At 57.0% G+C, this 15,943-nt stretch carries 13 protein-coding genes; 6 read left to right on the top strand and 7 right to left on the bottom strand.

Going from position 1 to position 15,943, the window contains the following annotated elements; genetic code table 11:
• The first annotated feature begins 4 nt into the window (after positions 1–4).
• Positions 5–433, top strand: a complete 429-nt coding sequence (locus SH573x_RS20320; RefSeq protein ID WP_479349577.1) for a gamma-glutamylcyclotransferase family protein — start codon at positions 5–7, stop codon at positions 431–433.
• Here the strand turns inward: SH573x_RS20320 and SH573x_RS20315 are convergent.
• The 7 genes from SH573x_RS20315 to SH573x_RS20285 all read right to left on the bottom strand — a co-directional run bounded on the left by SH573x_RS20315 (position 379) and on the right by SH573x_RS20285 (position 9,370).
• A complete protein-coding gene (locus tag SH573x_RS20315; protein WP_479349576.1) occupies positions 379–1,437 on the bottom strand; it encodes a helix-turn-helix transcriptional regulator in 1,059 nt (352 codons plus the stop codon). The genes SH573x_RS20320 and SH573x_RS20315 overlap by 55 nt on opposite strands.
• A gap of 20 nt (positions 1,438–1,457) precedes the next feature.
• A complete protein-coding gene (locus tag SH573x_RS20310) occupies positions 1,458–2,552 on the bottom strand; it encodes a Gfo/Idh/MocA family protein (RefSeq protein ID WP_479349574.1) in 1,095 nt (364 codons plus the stop codon).
• A 549-nt stretch (positions 2,553–3,101) separates the two neighbouring features.
• Positions 3,102–4,415, bottom strand: a complete 1,314-nt coding sequence (gene sufD / locus SH573x_RS20305) for a Fe-S cluster assembly protein SufD (RefSeq protein ID WP_479349572.1) — start codon at positions 4,413–4,415, stop codon at positions 3,102–3,104.
• A 122-nt stretch (positions 4,416–4,537) separates the two neighbouring features.
• Positions 4,538–5,950: a Fe-S cluster assembly protein SufB gene (gene sufB / locus SH573x_RS20300; protein ID WP_479349571.1), complete on the bottom strand. Its 1,413-nt coding sequence runs from the start codon at positions 5,948–5,950 to the stop codon at positions 4,538–4,540.
• Between the two features lie 81 nt (positions 5,951–6,031).
• On the bottom strand, positions 6,032–6,859 hold the full coding sequence (gene sufC / locus SH573x_RS20295) for a Fe-S cluster assembly ATPase SufC (protein WP_479349570.1): 828 nt from the start codon (positions 6,857–6,859) through the stop codon (positions 6,032–6,034).
• A gap of 47 nt (positions 6,860–6,906) precedes the next feature.
• Entirely contained in the window at positions 6,907–7,644 is a 738-nt protein-coding gene (locus SH573x_RS20290) for a helix-turn-helix transcriptional regulator (RefSeq protein WP_479349569.1), read from the bottom strand.
• Positions 7,645–7,756: 112 nt separating this feature from the next.
• Positions 7,757–9,370: a CehA/McbA family metallohydrolase domain-containing protein gene (locus SH573x_RS20285; protein WP_479349568.1), complete on the bottom strand. Its 1,614-nt coding sequence runs from the start codon at positions 9,368–9,370 to the stop codon at positions 7,757–7,759.
• Positions 9,371–9,553: 183 nt separating this feature from the next.
• On the opposite strand from SH573x_RS20285, the gene SH573x_RS20280 reads away from it, so the two are divergent.
• From SH573x_RS20280 to SH573x_RS20260, 5 genes are all read left to right on the top strand, one after another.
• Entirely contained in the window at positions 9,554–10,498 is a 945-nt protein-coding gene (locus tag SH573x_RS20280; RefSeq protein WP_479349567.1) for an alpha/beta fold hydrolase, read from the top strand.
• On the top strand, positions 10,495–11,385 hold the full coding sequence (locus SH573x_RS20275) for a triphosphoribosyl-dephospho-CoA synthase (protein ID WP_479349566.1): 891 nt from the start codon (positions 10,495–10,497) through the stop codon (positions 11,383–11,385). The genes SH573x_RS20280 and SH573x_RS20275 overlap by 4 nt, the downstream gene beginning before the upstream one ends.
• A 56-nt stretch (positions 11,386–11,441) precedes the next feature.
• Positions 11,442–11,933 (top strand): 6-pyruvoyl trahydropterin synthase family protein, encoded by a 492-nt coding sequence (locus tag SH573x_RS20270; protein WP_479349565.1) that lies wholly within the window; start codon positions 11,442–11,444, stop codon positions 11,931–11,933.
• A 120-nt stretch (positions 11,934–12,053) separates the two neighbouring features.
• Positions 12,054–15,011 carry a hypothetical protein gene (locus SH573x_RS20265; RefSeq protein ID WP_479349564.1) on the top strand — a complete coding sequence of 986 codons (2,958 nt, stop codon included), beginning with the start codon at positions 12,054–12,056 and terminating at the stop codon, positions 15,009–15,011.
• A 240-nt stretch (positions 15,012–15,251) separates the two neighbouring features.
• Positions 15,252–15,785 carry a heavy-metal-associated domain-containing protein gene (locus SH573x_RS20260; RefSeq protein ID WP_479349563.1) on the top strand — a complete coding sequence of 178 codons (534 nt, stop codon included), beginning with the start codon at positions 15,252–15,254 and terminating at the stop codon, positions 15,783–15,785.
• Positions 15,786–15,943: the final 158 nt, after the last annotated feature.

The following is a 15,943-nucleotide window of genomic DNA, read 5'->3' as shown; positions in this document are numbered from 1 at the left end:
ATGGATGATACTTGCGGTATTCGTGTACGGCACGTTGAAGACTGGTCAGTGCCGGGAGACGTGTTGGCCGTGTACGCCGCGCGAAGTTCGGAAGGTATGGACGCGCGGCCAACTGTTCGATACCGGCCCTTACCCTGCCCTTTTCGCGGGTAACGATCCGGTGGCGGGCGAGCTGTGGTTGTTCGATCAACCGCAGATCGATAACGTGCTGGCCGAACTGGATCAAGTCGAAGAGTACACGCCCGGTATGGAAGCGACCAATCTATATAACCGTGAAGTGATCGAGTGCACGGATCAGAGCGGCCAGGTACATTGCGCCTATACCTATCGCTACGGACGCGAAAACGAAAAGCAGTTCTTTCGCCGCCTCGAGCCCAACTATTCTTGGGCTGACTTGCGTTTAGCACTCTGGCCACCCGAAGGTGATTGGTAACGCTCGAGCATTTCAGCCAGGGTGGTCGCAATCAATTGGCGGCAACGAGTGGGAGCGATCAACTCTGCTTCGCTACCCAGGGCCAACACCCGCGGCACGATTTCCATGTCGTGGTAGGCGGGAACTTCTAATAGTCCGCCACCATCGACCTCAGGTGTGAAGCTCTGCTGAGCATGCCAAGGATCTTCTTGTACCCACCGCGCTGCGCTGGCGGACAAGCGAATTTCGTAGGTTGTGGCTTCGGCGCCGGAGAAAATCCCGACGGTTTGCCCCAGGTGGGCTTCGACATCGATGTCATCGTTCGGCTTGAACCAGTCGTCTTTGGCCGTGGCAGCTTGGAATCGATCGAGTTTCCAGTGCTTCAAGCGATCGACACCCACGCCATCACGGGCCTCTTCGGTCGCGATCACGTAGATGCTCGATTGATAGACCACCACGCCGTACGGTTCGATTACTCGCGTCTGTACAGGTTTGCCAATCGATTGATATTCGATCTCCAAGTGGCGATGCTCTTGGATGGCGCGATTGACCGTTTTGAGCATGCCCTGTTGTTTTTCGTAGGACTTGGCGGGCGTGCCCAAGACGTACAGCGTACGACGATAACGCTGATAGTGTTCCCAGACGCCGCTGGGCAACTGCTCTTTGACTTTGTTCCAGAAAGATTCGATGCCGATCCAGAACTGGGTACCAACCAGCGGCAACATTAGCTGGCGACCCATCGACAGGGCGATCAGTTCGCTGGCTGTGATGGCGATCTTCTGCAAGCCTTTGTCGGCACGACTGAGTTTCCAGACTCGACCGCGACCAGTCTCTTCATCCATGATCGGCATACCGGCGGCGACCAAGGCTTCGATGTCGCGGCGGATGCTGCGCGTGTGCAGCGAAGTCAGGCCCAGTTCTTCGACGACGGTATCGCGGAGTTCTTCAAGCGTGGCTCCGAAACGTAGACGCTCAAGCACCTGAATGATCTTATGCTGACGAATCAATTGTTCATTGCGTGCCAAGCGTGGTCTCCTTTTACGCTTTATAGATACGACAACGGATGCCGGCGGTTCTCCAGTGGCAGGTGTACGATTTTACCGAGTCTGTGCGATTCGAATATGGCCATGATCATTTCGATCGTTCCTCGAGCTTCGATCATGCCGCACAGCGGCTGCCGATCCTGCTCGATGGCTTCCAGCAAGTCCTTAACAACGGCTGGGTTACCCCCGTCATAGCCAGTTGCAGTCAGCGTTTCCGGTTTGTCCAAGCCACCAGAGGTGATCACCTGCCATTTCGCATTCACAGCCGGCGCGTGCCAACCAGCGTCGCGCAGCAAATAAGCTGGTACGCCATAACCAGAAGGTAGGTCGATGACACCTTTGGTCCCGTGAATACGAATTCCAAAGCGATTTGGCGTGCCGCCAGCCTGTCGTTTCGAAGAAAACGTGCCCACGACGCCGTCGCGGAAGCGAAAGACGGCTTCGACCCGATCGCCCGCCAGGGGTCCCAAGCCTTCTGCACCTGGTCGTACATGCTGGCCGGTAACCAATGTGTCGCCGTCGCTGAGAAACGCCTGGCAAGAGATCGGATCGCCGGCCACGGCTCGCAGCTGATCGAGCACGTGTGAGCCTAGGACCCACAAGTCTTCGCTGCCACCGCGCGCGTCTTCTTTGCCGCGCGTACGCACCTCGACCACCGAACCAATTTCACCGGCTGCGATCAAGTCCTTGACCACTTTCAACTGCGGCGAATAGCGGGCGATGTGCGCAACCGCGATTTTCAAGTGCCGCATCTCGCAGGCTCGCACAATCTCATCGGCTTCGGCCAGATCGCGGCAGAAGGGCTTTTCCATGTGCATGTGCGCGCCATGCTCAGCACAGGCCAGCGCCATATCGCGGTGTTGATCAGCCCAACGCGGGCAGATGGCGACAACGTTTGGTCGCTCTTTGTCCAGCATCTCGCGGTAGTCCGCGTAGCCGCGCGTCGCGCCGGTGCGTGGAATGGCCTCTTTCAACCCCGTGGGATTGTCGTCGGCCACCGCTACAACTTCGCACCCCGCCGTGGCTTTCCAAACTGTATCCAGTCCGTGTCCGTAGTTGCCACGCCCTGTCGAGCCAATGATTGCGACTTTGACCATGGTTCCCGCCTTTCCCCATGCGATAACAGAAATAAACGCCAAGTGCGTTAGGTGACCCTGCAGCCCATAGATTAGTTGTTCGAAGCGCGGTCCGTCACCTCCCCCGCGCAGCGGGGGAGGTCGCCAACGCGGCGCTTAGCCGTCGTTGGCGGGAGGGGGCACAGCGCTAGGCAAGACACCTGCTGTAGCCGAAGTCGCCAGACTTTGGACGCGTCACTATTCAACGTCCAATCTCTGGCGAGATCGGCTACACGCCAAGACCCCTCCCGAATCTCGCAGAGCCTCGATTCGACCTCCCCAAGGCTTCGCCTTGGAGAGGTGACAGTCCCGCGCAGCGGGGGAGGTCGCCAACGCGGCGTTCAGCCGTCGTTGGCGGGAGGGGGCATGGCACCAGGCAAGACACCTGCTGTAGCCGAAGTCGCCAGACTTTGGACGCGTCACTATTCAACGTCCAATCTCTGGCGAGATCGGCTACACGCCAAGACCCCTCCCGAATCTCGCAAAGCCTCGATTCGACCTCCCCAAGGCTTCGCCTTGGAGAGGTGACGGCTACTGATATTCGCGTACTTGGCGGGCGATCGAATGTCCCAGAGCTTCGCGAACGCTTTCGATGGTGATGCGATCAAAGATCTGCTGGAAGAAACCGGTGACGATCATCCGCACAGCTTCTTTGCGCGTAAAACCACGCGTGCGAGCGTAGAAGATCAGTTCTTCGTCGACCCGGCCCGAAGTGCTACCGTGAGTACAACGCACATCGTCGGCCAAGATCTCCAAGCCGGGAATCGAATCGGCTCGCGATTGATCGCTCAGCAGAAGATTATCGTTGCGTTGATAACCGTCGGTCTTTTGTGCACCTTGATCGACTTTGATCATGCCACGCCACACGGTACGCGACTGATCTTGGAGCGCTGACTTGTACAGGAAATCACTGCGGCAGGATGGAGCCACGTGATGCTGAATCGTGTTGTAGGTCATTTGCTGAGTATCTTGCGTGAACATCACGCCATTGACCTGGCTACTAGCGCCTTTGCCTACGAGAGCCACTTGCTGGCTGACTTGGGCAAAGCGACTGCCCATCGCTGCAATGGTCCATTGCATATTAGCATCGCGATCGATGGTGGCACGATGGTGAGCAAAGTGCCACGCATTGCGTCCCCAGTCCTGCAGGTTGACGTATCGCAAGTTGGCGCCGGGTTTAACGACGACTTCCAAACTACCGCAGTGAAAGCCACCTGCAGTATTGGAAACGCTACCAGTTTCATGTAGCACCGTGGCTTCAGCGCCCTCTTCCAGAATGATCAGCGTGCGACTGAGGTCGGTGCCTCCGTCACTCATGCCGTGGCTGATGTAAACTGGCAAATCAAGGCACACACCGCGCGGGACATGCAGCAGTTGTCCGCCACTCCAGGCGGCCGCGCTCAACATGGCAAAGCGATCTTGATTGGTCTCGACCACCGAATATAAATGTGGTTGCACAACCTGCTCGTGCTCGCCAGCTAGCAGTGACAAGTCACCGAATAGCACTCCACGATTGGCCCACTTGTCATCCAAAGAGGCGCGAGTGGTTTGACCATCAAACGTCTCGATGGTTCCAGCCACTTCAACGCCTTCGCTGAGCCACTGGGTGACGCTGGCCGGTGTGGCCACGCCGGGCATACTGTAGCGGTCCAGCTTGAATGAACGCAAGTCGCTGCGCATCCAATCTTCTTGCGAGCGCTCAGGCCATTTCGCGGCTTCGAACTGTTCCCAAGCAGCGCGACGCGCTTCGAGTAACCAGGCTGGTTCTTGCTGCTGAGGTGCTTGATTCAGCCAAGCTTGAAAGCCTTGTCGTGTGAAGGTGGCCGGGGCGGTTGCTGAGGTCATAGTCGAGTTGGAAAAAACGGAAAAGAAAGGGAAAAGCACACAAGCTGGAAGCCTATGCCACAAATTACACAGGCTGGAAGCCTATGCCACAATTCACACAGGCTGGAAGCCTATGCCACAGGTTAGCCTACGGAGCCTTCCATCTGCAGTTGGATTAGGCGGTTCATTTCGACTGCGTATTCCATCGGCAGTTCTTTGACCAAGGGCTCGATGAAGCCGTTGACGATCATGGTGCTGGCTTCGGCTTCGCTCAGACCGCGGCTCATCAAGTAGAACAATTGTTCTTCGCCGATGCGCGAGACGCTGGCTTCGTGACCGACCGATACATTTTGTTCGAGGATTTCGATGTAGGGATAGGTATCACTGCGGCTCTTGTCGTCCAAGATCAGTGCATCACAAACCACGTTACAGCGGCTGTGAGCGGCATCTTTTTCAACGCGAACCAGACCGCGATAGCTGCTGCGGCCACCGTTCTTGCTGATCGACTTGCTGATGATTTGGCCGGTGGTATGCGGAGCGGCGTGGACCAGCTTGGCACCGGCATCTTGATGTTGGCCGGCGCTGGCAAACGCGATCGACAAGATTTCACCGCGGGCACCTGGCTCCATCATGTACACGGCTGGGTACTTCATCGTCAACTTGCTGCCCAAGTTGCCGTCGACCCATTCCATGGTGGCATCGCCATAAGCCATAGCACGCTTAGTCACCAGGTTATAAATGTTGTTGGCCCAGTTCTGAATCGTGGTGTAGCGGCAACGGCTACCACGCTTGCAGATGATTTCCACGACGGCCGAATGCAAACTTTCGCTGCTGTACATCGGAGCGGTGCAGCCTTCGACGTAGTGCACTTCGGCACCTTCGTCGACGATGATCAGTGTGCGTTCGAACTGGCCCATGTTCTCTGCATTGATGCGGAAGTACGCTTGCAGCGGAAACTCGATCTTGACTCCAGGTGGTACGTAGATAAACGAACCGCCCGACCAAACGGCCGAGTTGAGAGCAGCAAATTTGTTATCCGTCGGCGGAATGATCTTGCCGAAGTACTCGCGCATCAAATCGGGATGCTCGCGCAGAGCCGAATCGGTATCCAAGAAGATCACGCCTTGCTTGGCCAGATCTTCTTTCAGCGATCCATACACAACTTCGCTTTCGAATTGTGCCTTCACGCCAGCCAGGTATTGTCGTTCCGCTTGCGGAATGCCCAGTTTGTCGAAGGTGTCTTTGATCTCCTGAGGAACATCATCCCACGTGCGGCCTTGGCCTTCGGTGGGTTTGAGGTAATAGAAGATATCCTGGAAATCGACGGCGATGTCGCCACCCCAAGTCGGCATCTTTTTGGCGTTGAAAATGTCGAGCGACTTGAGGCGAAAATCTCGCATCCAGGCTGGCTCGTTCTTCATTTCGGAGATCTGAGCCACGATGTGGTGATCGATGCCCTTGCGAGCCTTGAAGACGGCTTTGCTGTTGGTGCGGAAGTCGTACTTCTTGATTTCACCGATGGCGTCCGGGGTTTCTACCGATACATCCGTTGACATAGTCCAATATCCAAACTGTAAGTATGTGTTCTGTTGATCGAGTTGGCGTCGCTCGCCGCGCGCTTGCACAGCGTTTGAGCGTTAAACGACTGCAGGTTCTTTGCTTTCTTCCTTCAGCATGCGTTGGTTGGCGGCATCCGCGTCTGGATGGGCTCGACGAATGCGATCGTATCCTGAGGCGTGCAGTTCGCGAGCCAGTTCTGGGCCACCAGTTTCAACGATGCGTCCGCCCAGCATCACGTGGGTAAACTGCGGTGGATTGTGTTCGAGCAGTTTGTCGTGGTGGGTAATGATCAGCAATCCCATCTTCTCCCGACCGATCTCAGCGATGCTGGCACTGGCCAGCCGCACGGCGTCGGCATCCAATCCGCTATCGGTTTCATCCAGGATGGCAAACTTAGGCTGCAGCATGGCCAGTTGCAGTATCTCTGCTCGCTTCATTTCACCGCCGGAGAAACCTTCGTTGACATAACGGCGCGCGAACTCGGGATCCATCTTCAGTTGCTCCATGCGGTCCTTCAGTTCGCGTCGAAAATCTCGCATCGGAATCAGCTCTTCGCCTTCCTTGCGATCCGGTCGGCGAACATTGGTGGTGGCATGCCGCAAGAAGTCGGCCATCTTGACCCCCGGAATCGTAACCGGCCGCTGAAACGCGATGAAAATACCGGCTCGCGCACGTGCATCGGCTTCCATCTCCAGCAGATCTTCGCCATCCAAGGTGATCGAACCTTGCGTGACTTCGTAGCCGGGATGACCAGCGATGACCAGGCCCAGCGTGCTCTTGCCCGAGCCGTTGGGGCCCATCAGCGCATGCGTCTGGCCATATTCCATCTCCAGGTTGACCCCGCGAAGGATCTCTTTGCCTTCGACGGATACGTGCAGGTTTTCGATCTTCAATACGTGTGACATCGGCTGTCCTGAATCAAGGGAATGTCGAGTAACGCGACAATGTTGGTTTAGTGTTCGGATGTAGGCGGACTAACAGTGGACGGCGGGCTGAGTTGAATATTGACTTGAGGGTTGACCTGTGGACTGACCACGGGGCGATACTGACAAATCGCATGCCCATCTAAGCGACACGAGTCCAATTGCATGGGCTGGCCCATGGCTTCGCTGAGCATTTCGGCTTCCATTTCACATAGCGAGCGCTGGCCGTCCAGTCGCGAGAGCTCTGGATAGGGACATGCATGTACCTGCAACACTGGCAAGTCGCCTGCATGGTCGACGCCCGCTGGGACGCGATTGTGACTGAGCATATCAGCCACGGCAGTCATGCGGTCCTCCAACGATGCCGAGCTCGATACGTGACTGCGCATTTCCAATCCCATACGGCGACCGACGCGTCGCAGTATGCGTTGTCGCATCGCCTGGCTAGGCAGATCCATCACCTCCTGCCACAGGGCAAGAGCTAAACCGGAATAGCTGGCCGAGGCATAACGCATTCCCAACGAGGTCAGGAAGTAGCGAAACTGTGGCCGACCGCGCCCAGCGACCACTTTGCGCCTCTCGATCATCTCGACTTGAACCAAGCGGTCCAGACGTTGTCGAACAGCCGTCGCGGTCACTTCCAGACGGTCAATCAGCTCCTGGACTGTTAAGCCCTCTTCGCGTCGAAGCAGATCCAACACGGCCTGATCAATCGGCCTGACGCCGTCAGCCAGCGGTGAATCAGCCAGCGTATGTTCAGTATCCATGGCAGCACGCTCGCAAACTTGTGGGGAAACCCTACACCCAAAGATTATGCGATCCGGCTATTTTCGACAAGCCCCGCTGCGAAAAATAGAAATGCTAGCAGTTCACTGATTTTTAGGGGCAATTGCTGGCCGCCAAACGCTCAGCCCAGAATTGCACCGCGGCCTCGAAAAAGGGGTCAGGTCTATTTTCCCGACCGTTTTTCTGGCCGTTTTTCTGGCCGTTTTTCTGGCCGCTGGCGGCCAGCCAGTCGGCAAAAATCTGACAAGCGGCTTTCGAAATACGGGGTTGGTCGCCAAACTCGACATAGAACGGGGCGGTAGTGGCCAGACGATACGTCTCTTCGCGGCTGGTCACCACGCGGACCACAATCCAGCCACTCTCCTTAACTTCCAAGGCCGGGATCTTGCCGCCGGCTTTGGCGTATTCGTCCAGACGCGCGTGATAAAGGGCCTCACCGTTGAAGACCACGTCGACATATTCAACTGGGTCAGCCACCGTCAGTTCGAGCGCGACGTTCAGGCTGAGGGAACTACGTGCAGCGCGAAAGACGTGACCCGGCAACTGCTCGTTTATCTTGACTCGCAGCAGCGGTCCATTGGTCACAAAGCTGCGACCGGCGCACAGCCCTTCCCACCAGCGGTCAGAATTGTGCAAGGTGCCTGGCACGTTGACGTAGACGCGGTTGTACCCCAGCGGTGACGAATTAGTGCCCACGCCCGAACCGGCTGACGGTGGAATGCGAAGGCCGGTCTCGAGCACCTGCCAGTAGAGATTTTCCACCAGCCGGCCGGGGCCGCGCGAACCTTTGTACTTGGCCGGTTCTGGATGGTACATGTCGCTCAGTTTGACACTCGTCTGGCCATCGCGCGTCACGTGTTCGGACAGGATCTGAATGCAATCGATCTTGCCGCTGGCCAGCCAAATCGGCGTCTCATCGACCCACAGGCGTGCAATTTCAGCGCGAGTCTCTGGCGATTGTTTGGCCATCTCCAGCAGTCGCGACGAGGGCACGCTCGTCGGCACGGCGGCCGGTGGCAGCCAGTTGTGCAGAATCAATCCGCTACCAGGTCGATCGTCAAAGTAGCTGCGGTCGCTGTACCAGCGGCCGTCGCTGGTGCGCTGCGCCGTAGGGTTGTCGATGTTGCCTTGAGCCTTGGGTGGGGCAACTTTCTCAGTGCTGACTGCTGGCGGTGGTTGGCTGCCGCGCTTTACGATCGCCGCCATTGTCAGACTCTCAGCCGGTAGCCACCCGGGCAACTCTGTCGCCGGTATGCAAGCGAGCAAGTCGCCACCAAAGTAGTTTTCTTCGGCCATGTTGGCGTGCCGGGGTAAGCGGACGGTATCGCCACCTTCACCTTTTTTATCGAGCGTGAAACCACCGCCACCGCTGCTATATTCGGGGCCGTGAAATACATCGAACTTGTATTCACCCGCTTTACCGCGGTACACCAGTTGGCCGTCAACAATGCTCCAGGGTGCATGATACAGACCGCCGCGACCCTTCAATGGTCGCCCCTTCGCATCGCGCAATTCGACTCGACAAGGAATCGCCTGGCCCGTTTTTTCATCGGTAAAGTCGATCGTCATCGTGGCTTGTGCACAGCAGGTTTCGGCGGTGAAGAGTGCGGTGAAGAGTGCGGCGCAGAGTGCCACGATCTGCCAGCGGCCAGCCATAGGTCGACTTGAGTAAGCGGAAACGGGTCGATCCGTTTTATCTGGTCGCATAGTGCTCCACCCAGATTTTTGGGAATTGCGTTATCATGTCTACTCGCCGGTTGAAGCCAAGAGTACCTCTTCATGGTAGTCGAGGCCCACGGTATGCCGCTGGCGAATGCCGGTTAAGTTTTACTCGGCCTGCGTGGCCACGAACAAGTTGTAACGATTAGTCAGTAAGAATTAGCGATCGATATGGCAGATTGGCAAGCACTTTATCCCTTCAAGTCTCATTGGTTGTCACTGCCTGCCGATCCTTCATCCCAGTCGACTCAACAGGAAAATGCCGGTTCCGCGCAAGTTCGCATGCATTATGTTGACGAGTGTGTTGTCGATGCGCCACGTGGCGATAGTCGCAGACAGACGGTGTTGTGCGTCCACGGTAATCCGACTTGGTCCTTTTATTATCGCGAAGTCATTCTCGCTCAGCGGTCCAAGGTCCGAGCGATTGCGGTCGATCACATCGGTTGTGGGCTGAGCGACAAACCCCAAGAGTATCCTTACCACCTCGCCCAGCACATTCAAAATCTGGTCGCGCTGATCACGCAGCTGGACTTGCACAACATTACGCTGGTGGTTCACGATTGGGGTGGCGCGATAGGTTTAGGCGCGGCCTTGCAGGTGCCGGAGCGTATTGCCGGCCTGGTGATTCTGAACACCGCTGCCTTTCCACCGCCGTATGTTCCGCTGCGCATTGCCGCTTGCCGAATACCACTGATCGGACCTTGGGCGATGCGCCAACTAAACTTATTCGCGCGCGCCGCGCTGACGATGACCATCAATCGCTTGCCCAAGTTACCCGATGATGTGGCGGCAGGTTTGATCGCGCCTTACAACTCGTGGGCCAATCGCGTCGCCATTGCGAGCTTTGTCGCCGACATACCTGGTAATGCCACACAGCCGACGTGGCAGAAGCTGGTCGAAATCGAAACGCAGTTGCCTACCCTGGCCAATCGACCTGCAGAGTTGGTGTGGGGCATGAAAGATTGGTGCTTTCGCCCGGAGTGTTTGGATCGCTTGTCGAGCTTGTTGCCCGGCGCACGCGTTAGTCGATTGGACGATGTGGGTCACTACGTGATGGAAGAAGCGCATGTGGAAGTGAATGCAGCCATCGATCGAGTGTTGGAGTTGCCACGTTGAACTGGGCCAAATCCAAACAGTGGCTCAACAACCAGTGGCCAATTGGTCAGGCTGCGTCGATGGCCATTCTGCTGGAAGCCAGCGCCCCCAAAGCTGGTAATGTGTCGCCCAACAACTCCTTTGCTGATATGGACTTTACGGACTTTTTGGCCAGTGCCGTGGGTGTGGCTGTTGTCTTTGAACAAGCTGCGAATCTGTCGGTCGGCCGCCTGGTGTTGGATGCGGTCGAGGCCACGCGTGAGCGTTGTGGTCTGAATACGAACTTGGGCACGCTGCTGCTACTAGCGCCGCTGGCCAAAGCCGGCCTGAGGCTCAGGTCTAATCCATCCGTGGCCACCTGGGCCACCGAAGTTGAACGAGTGCTCGGGTCCCTCACGCCACGCGATGCTGAGTTGATCTACAAAGCCATCCGCGTCGCCAAGCCAGGTGGATTGGGGCAAGCCGAAAAGCACGATGTTCAAAGTTCCCCACCCGCTGACTTGCGGGCTGCGATGGCGCAAGCGGCGCCGGTCGATGCAGTGGCCAGGCAATATGTAAATAACTTTGCCGATGTGCTTGAGCAGATGTTGATCTGGTTGCGCAGAGGCTTGGTTCGCGGTGCAGTCATTAGCGATCTGATTGGTGAGATTCAATTGCGTTGGTTGGCCGCGGAGCTGGATGGCCTGATCGTACGCAAGGCCGGTATCGAGATCGCCACCGAAGCCCAACAATTGGCGGTGTGGGCGTTGGACGAGTACCTGGAAACCAACCAGCGCGGCACGCGCTGGCTAGCGCTGGATACGTTTCTGCGCGGCGATGGCCACAATCGCAATCCCGGAACCACGGCCGACCTGATTGCTGCGGCGCTCTATGCAATGTTGATCAGTCCTCCGCCATTAAATTCATAAGTACGCCAACACCGCTTGGCTACTAAACAACACGAACAAGTCGAAGGATCTTCCTCATGAGCGAACCCATATTCCGAGTCGAACTGCAAAAGGAGCAATTGGTTTTTTCAGCAGCCCACTTCATCACGTTCGCCGGCGACATTTGCGAGTGTCTACACGGACACAACTATGGAGTGCGAGCCGAAGTGGTAGGGCCGCTCGATGAAAATCGATACGTCATCGATTTCATTGCGTTTCGAGATCGCCTGGCCGAGCTAGTTAAACGTCTCGATCATCACGTCATTCTGCCCACCACACATCCCTTGATCCAAGTCGTCTCAGGTGAGCGGGAAGTCACGGTTACTTTTCGCGACAAACGTTGGATATTTCCGTTGGAAGACTGCATGCTGCTGCCAGTAACCAACACGACCGCCGAAGAGATCGCCCACTATTTGGCCGTCGAACTGCGTGGGATGTTGCGGCCGGTCATTGGCGATCGCTTGCAGTGGTTGGAAGTGGGCGTCGATGAAAACCACGGACAGTGGGGAACGTGCCGAATTGCCTGGTAATCGGGCGAGTGTGGTATCGACCAGTCGGGGAAACGCCAACGGGCTGCCGTGCGGGAGAATATACTAGGATGGACCGCTAATTTTTGCCCTCGCGGAAACCGTTCCTCCACGGAAACTATTATGGCCCGCTATTGGAATATCTGGCTAGCGATTGTGTGCTGGCTGATATCGCTGAACTCTACCACAATCGGCCAAACTCCTGATCTGCCGCGTTTGGAATATTACGTCGCTCGGGATCTATACGATACGGGCAACCTGGCAGAGGCGACCGAGGGTTTTCGCGTCTCGATGAATCGTGGCCAGCAGGTTAAGGGGCAACGCTGGATCGATGCGATTCCGCCATTGGTGATGCTGGGTGAATGTTACTACCAACAAGGCGCCATTGCACAGAGTTTGGAACAATACGATGCAGCCGTGATGGTTGCGCTGGCATTTCCCAAGTGGGCTGATGCGATGCGGCATCCGGAGAATCTGGCAGAGATACCTGCGGAAGCAAAAGTACTGAATTGGACTCGGCAATCGCGGGCATGCAACCTGGTTCGCGTGCCTGGTGTGATGCAAGTGGCGTTGGATGCAAACGCGGCTCGTTTTAATGGTGATGGGATTCTGGTACCCGGTGGGACGCAGATCTTGAGGGTAGATGTACCAGAGGTCCTGCGGTGCCTGGCTGTGGCTCTGCAGCGTCGCACGCAGTTGCTGGGACCGCTGGCGGCGCATTCGCCGCTTTCGCGTCCGGTGGCCGACTGGCTGGCCGAAACTCCGGCTCGTAAAGCGCCGTGGCTGCATACCGCTTGGCAGGGCTTACATGGACTAGCTTTGCTGTCACTGGGTGACACTGCCAAGGCCGAAGAAAAATTGGTAGCGGGCCTGAGCATTGAGGGCAAGAGCGACTACTTTTTGACGCCGGCCTGTTTGTTAACCTTGGCCACGCTCGAATTTCGACAGGACAAAGACACATCGGCGTTCAATCGATTGGGCGATGCATCGCTGCGAGCCGCTCAGTTGGAACAGCCCGATATGCTGGCCGAATCGCTGGCGATGATCGGTCAGTATGCATGCGCGTCGCGTCGCGTGGATTTGCTGCCGACATTGCAGTTAGCTACAGCGTGGTCCAAGAGTTATGCGATTCTCCCCTTTATGCACGGCAGTGCTGCCACTAGCGAGTTGGCTGTGGTGGCTGGGAATGCGGCTGCGCACGAAGCAGCCGCGACGGACATGCTGACAGTGCTGCGTGGCCGTGATGGGGACAAGTCAATTGTGGCTCTGCCGCGCGTCCAGGCTCAACTGGGATATTCGATGGCGCGGGCAGCAGCGGCTCAAAACCTGTTGCCGCTGGCCGACAGTCAATTAGATAAGTCGATGAGCCTGCTGCGCGGATCTCAGGCGACGGGCGCCGCTGTGCCGCGCGTCTTTCAAACTCAGTTGACGCTCGAGTTGATCTCGCGAAACAACTTGCCCGCTGCCGCTGGCGAACAGATTCTCAAACAGTTGTTAGCCGAGCCCTCGGCTGATCAGTGGCGCCGTAATCCACTGGAGGCGCTCGTCGCCATCTCCACACCCCATCGGCTGGCCTGTGATAAAGCGGTCCAGTTGGCCGTGCTGCGCAGTGCACCTCAAGACGCGCTGGAGCGCATGGCTGATCATCAGTTAGAATTGTTTCATGAGCTCTTGCCGCTGGGCGGACGCTTGCTGGCTGCCCGCTACTGGATGCACGTGGATAAACAGTCGTGGCCCACAGAATTAGCCACAGCCATCGAGCCCATCTTGAAGGCTGACCCAGCTATTCGCACATTGCCGCTCAGCTTGAATGATTCGCTCGGTACGCTAGCTCGTGAACCGCTCGTCGTCGATGACAAACAAATGTCAGCCGAGTTGAAGAAAAAGCTGATCGAGATCGGACGCCAGGCGGAACAAGCGGAGAACGCCATGTTAAACTTGGCGTTGCAAGCAGTACCGATCACTCGCGACATTCCCGGTTCGGTGCAATATGCTGACATCGAACAATCGCTCGAGAGCGACGATGTACTCCTGTCGTTTGTTCATACTTCGACCCAAGTCTACGGAGCGGCCATTAGTCGCTCGCAGCAGCATGTCTGGTCGGTCGCGGACTCGCCTGCTGTTGATGCCAAGATCGCATTGCTGCTGACTCAAATAGGTTTGAGTGCTCCGCCGAGTTTGGATGTGGGGCCGAAAGTCGCCTGGCGAGCGACGGCTAGTGAACTGACCAAACTGCTAGTGCCGGACACAGCTCGGCAAATGATTGCCGGCAGTAAACGGACGATCATTGTTCCCAGCGGCAACTTGTGGTATCTGCCATTTGATCTATTGCCCCTGGACAATTCATCGGGCGCTCTTTTGGCCAAGCACCGCGTGTGTTACTTGCCAACCTTAGCGCACCTCAGCTTGATCAATTCGCCCGCACCGACCATTCACGCGACCGTTGGCATCTTCAACTCGTTCTTCTTGGCTGATCGCGTGGGTAATCAAGGCTTGTGCAATCGCATCGGCCTCGAACTGGATCCATCGGCGCGACTGGATCTGAATCACAAATCGACCCTGTCAACGCCCAGTTGGTTGCGTTTGAAAGCGGACCAGATTTGGGTAGCCAGCGAATTGCCGATGGCCCCTACCGCCTGGGAACTGCGTGTCTTGCCGGTGGAGCCAGCCCGCGACAATGCCTTGGCCAACTGGATGCAAAGTCCGATGCGGGCCCCGGCGCGGGTCTTCTTGCCGGGCTTGCAAAGTCACGCGCGCAAAGTCGAAATGAAAGGCGGACACGAGTTATTCGTGCCCGCCACGGCCATGATGACCTGTGGTGTAAAGTCGCTATGGATGTCGCGTTGGAAAGTCGGTGGTCGCAGCGCTCATCAAGCCCTTTCGCGACTGATCGACGAAATCCAATACGAATCGCCCTCAGCCGCCTGGCAACGCACCGCGATATCGCTGTGGGCCGACAAACTGCCGACGGCTGACGAGTCGATCTTGCCTAGCGCCAAAGCGCTGCCGACCACCATCGACGGTTCCCATCCGCTGCTGTGGAGTGGTTATATGATGATCGGCGATAATCAGTCGCCTTAACCGGCCTCCCCCGTAGCGGAAGCCTTCAAGGCTTTCGGATTGATATTTTGCGTACGGCTAAAGGTTTCGAGATGCTTGACGCATCTGTTGCGCGGGGCGGCCTGCAATGGCAGCGGTTGCTTGCGGGCGGCAATGAACCTAAGATAAGGGGCATGTGAATCTGCAGGTCGGACCTCCCAGGGGGCGGTCTACTGTTGAACTTAAAGTAAGTTTGTGCACTACCAGGGGAGATAGCTAGCGATGCGTAGGTTTGCCGTTGGAACAATGTTACTGCTGGGATTGGCTGTTGGCTGCGAAAAGCCAGTTGATGGTATTCCCGGTCCAGGAGGTCAACCCACCACCAGCGGTGACGACATGGCGCCACCTGCGGTTACCGTACCGGCCGACGCGCCGGCTGCACCTGCGGCCGATGCTCCTGCGGCCGATGCTCCTGCGGCCCCAGCTGCCGATGCGCCTGCTGCTCCGGCTGCTGCTGCTCCCGCAGACGCTCCCAAGCAATCGAGCGTCGATACTTTCAAGGGCACTAAGTTTGTGGCCAATACTAGCTTGAAGGTACCAACCATGACCTGCCCACACGGTTGCTGGCCAACTGTTGAAAAGACCTTGGCTGCTCAGCCAGGTGTAGAAGCAGTCGCGCTGGCCAAGCAAGGCAGCGAAGATTCGATCGACAACCCAGTTGTCTACATCAAGCTCAATGGCAAGTTCGATTCCAAAGCTGCCGTCGACGCGCTAGCCCAAGCCGGTTTCGAAAACGCTGAGCCGACCAACAACTAAGAGCATCTCGCCAAAGATTGGAAGCGTTGGTAGCCGATCTCGCCAGAGGTTGGAAGCGTAATCATGACGCATCCAAACATCTGGGGACTTCGGCTGAGAGTGACGCATCCACAAAGTGCGACTAGGACTTTGTTCCAGTGGCAGCTGGCTGCTGCTGG

Source organism: Rania fehmarnensis (genome assembly GCF_056494185.1).
Note: the sequence above shows the minus strand (reverse complement) of the source record. Positions and strands in the feature narration are given on the sequence as shown.

Bases quoted from the DNA above. Each gene is read 5' to 3' on its own strand.
- SH573x_RS20265 (WP_479349564.1), top strand. From the start codon at position 12,054: ATGGCCCGCTATTGGAATATCTGGCTAGCGATTGTGTGCTGGCTGATA.
- SH573x_RS20260 (WP_479349563.1), top strand. From the start codon at position 15,252: ATGCGTAGGTTTGCCGTTGGAACAATGTTACTGCTGGGATTGGCTGTT.
- SH573x_RS20285 (WP_479349568.1), bottom strand. From the start codon at position 9,370: ATGCGACCAGATAAAACGGATCGACCCGTTTCCGCTTACTCAAGTCGA.
- sufB (WP_479349571.1), bottom strand. From the start codon at position 5,950: ATGTCAACGGATGTATCGGTAGAAACCCCGGACGCCATCGGTGAAATC.
- sufD (WP_479349572.1), bottom strand. From the start codon at position 4,415: ATGACCTCAGCAACCGCCCCGGCCACCTTCACACGACAAGGCTTTCAA.
- SH573x_RS20280 (WP_479349567.1), top strand. From the start codon at position 9,554: ATGGCAGATTGGCAAGCACTTTATCCCTTCAAGTCTCATTGGTTGTCA.
- SH573x_RS20310 (WP_479349574.1), bottom strand. From the start codon at position 2,552: ATGGTCAAAGTCGCAATCATTGGCTCGACAGGGCGTGGCAACTACGGA.
- sufC (WP_479349570.1), bottom strand. From the start codon at position 6,859: ATGTCACACGTATTGAAGATCGAAAACCTGCACGTATCCGTCGAAGGC.
- SH573x_RS20290 (WP_479349569.1), bottom strand. From the start codon at position 7,644: ATGGATACTGAACATACGCTGGCTGATTCACCGCTGGCTGACGGCGTC.
- SH573x_RS20320 (WP_479349577.1), top strand. From the start codon at position 5: ATGATACTTGCGGTATTCGTGTACGGCACGTTGAAGACTGGTCAGTGC.
- SH573x_RS20270 (WP_479349565.1), top strand. From the start codon at position 11,442: ATGAGCGAACCCATATTCCGAGTCGAACTGCAAAAGGAGCAATTGGTT.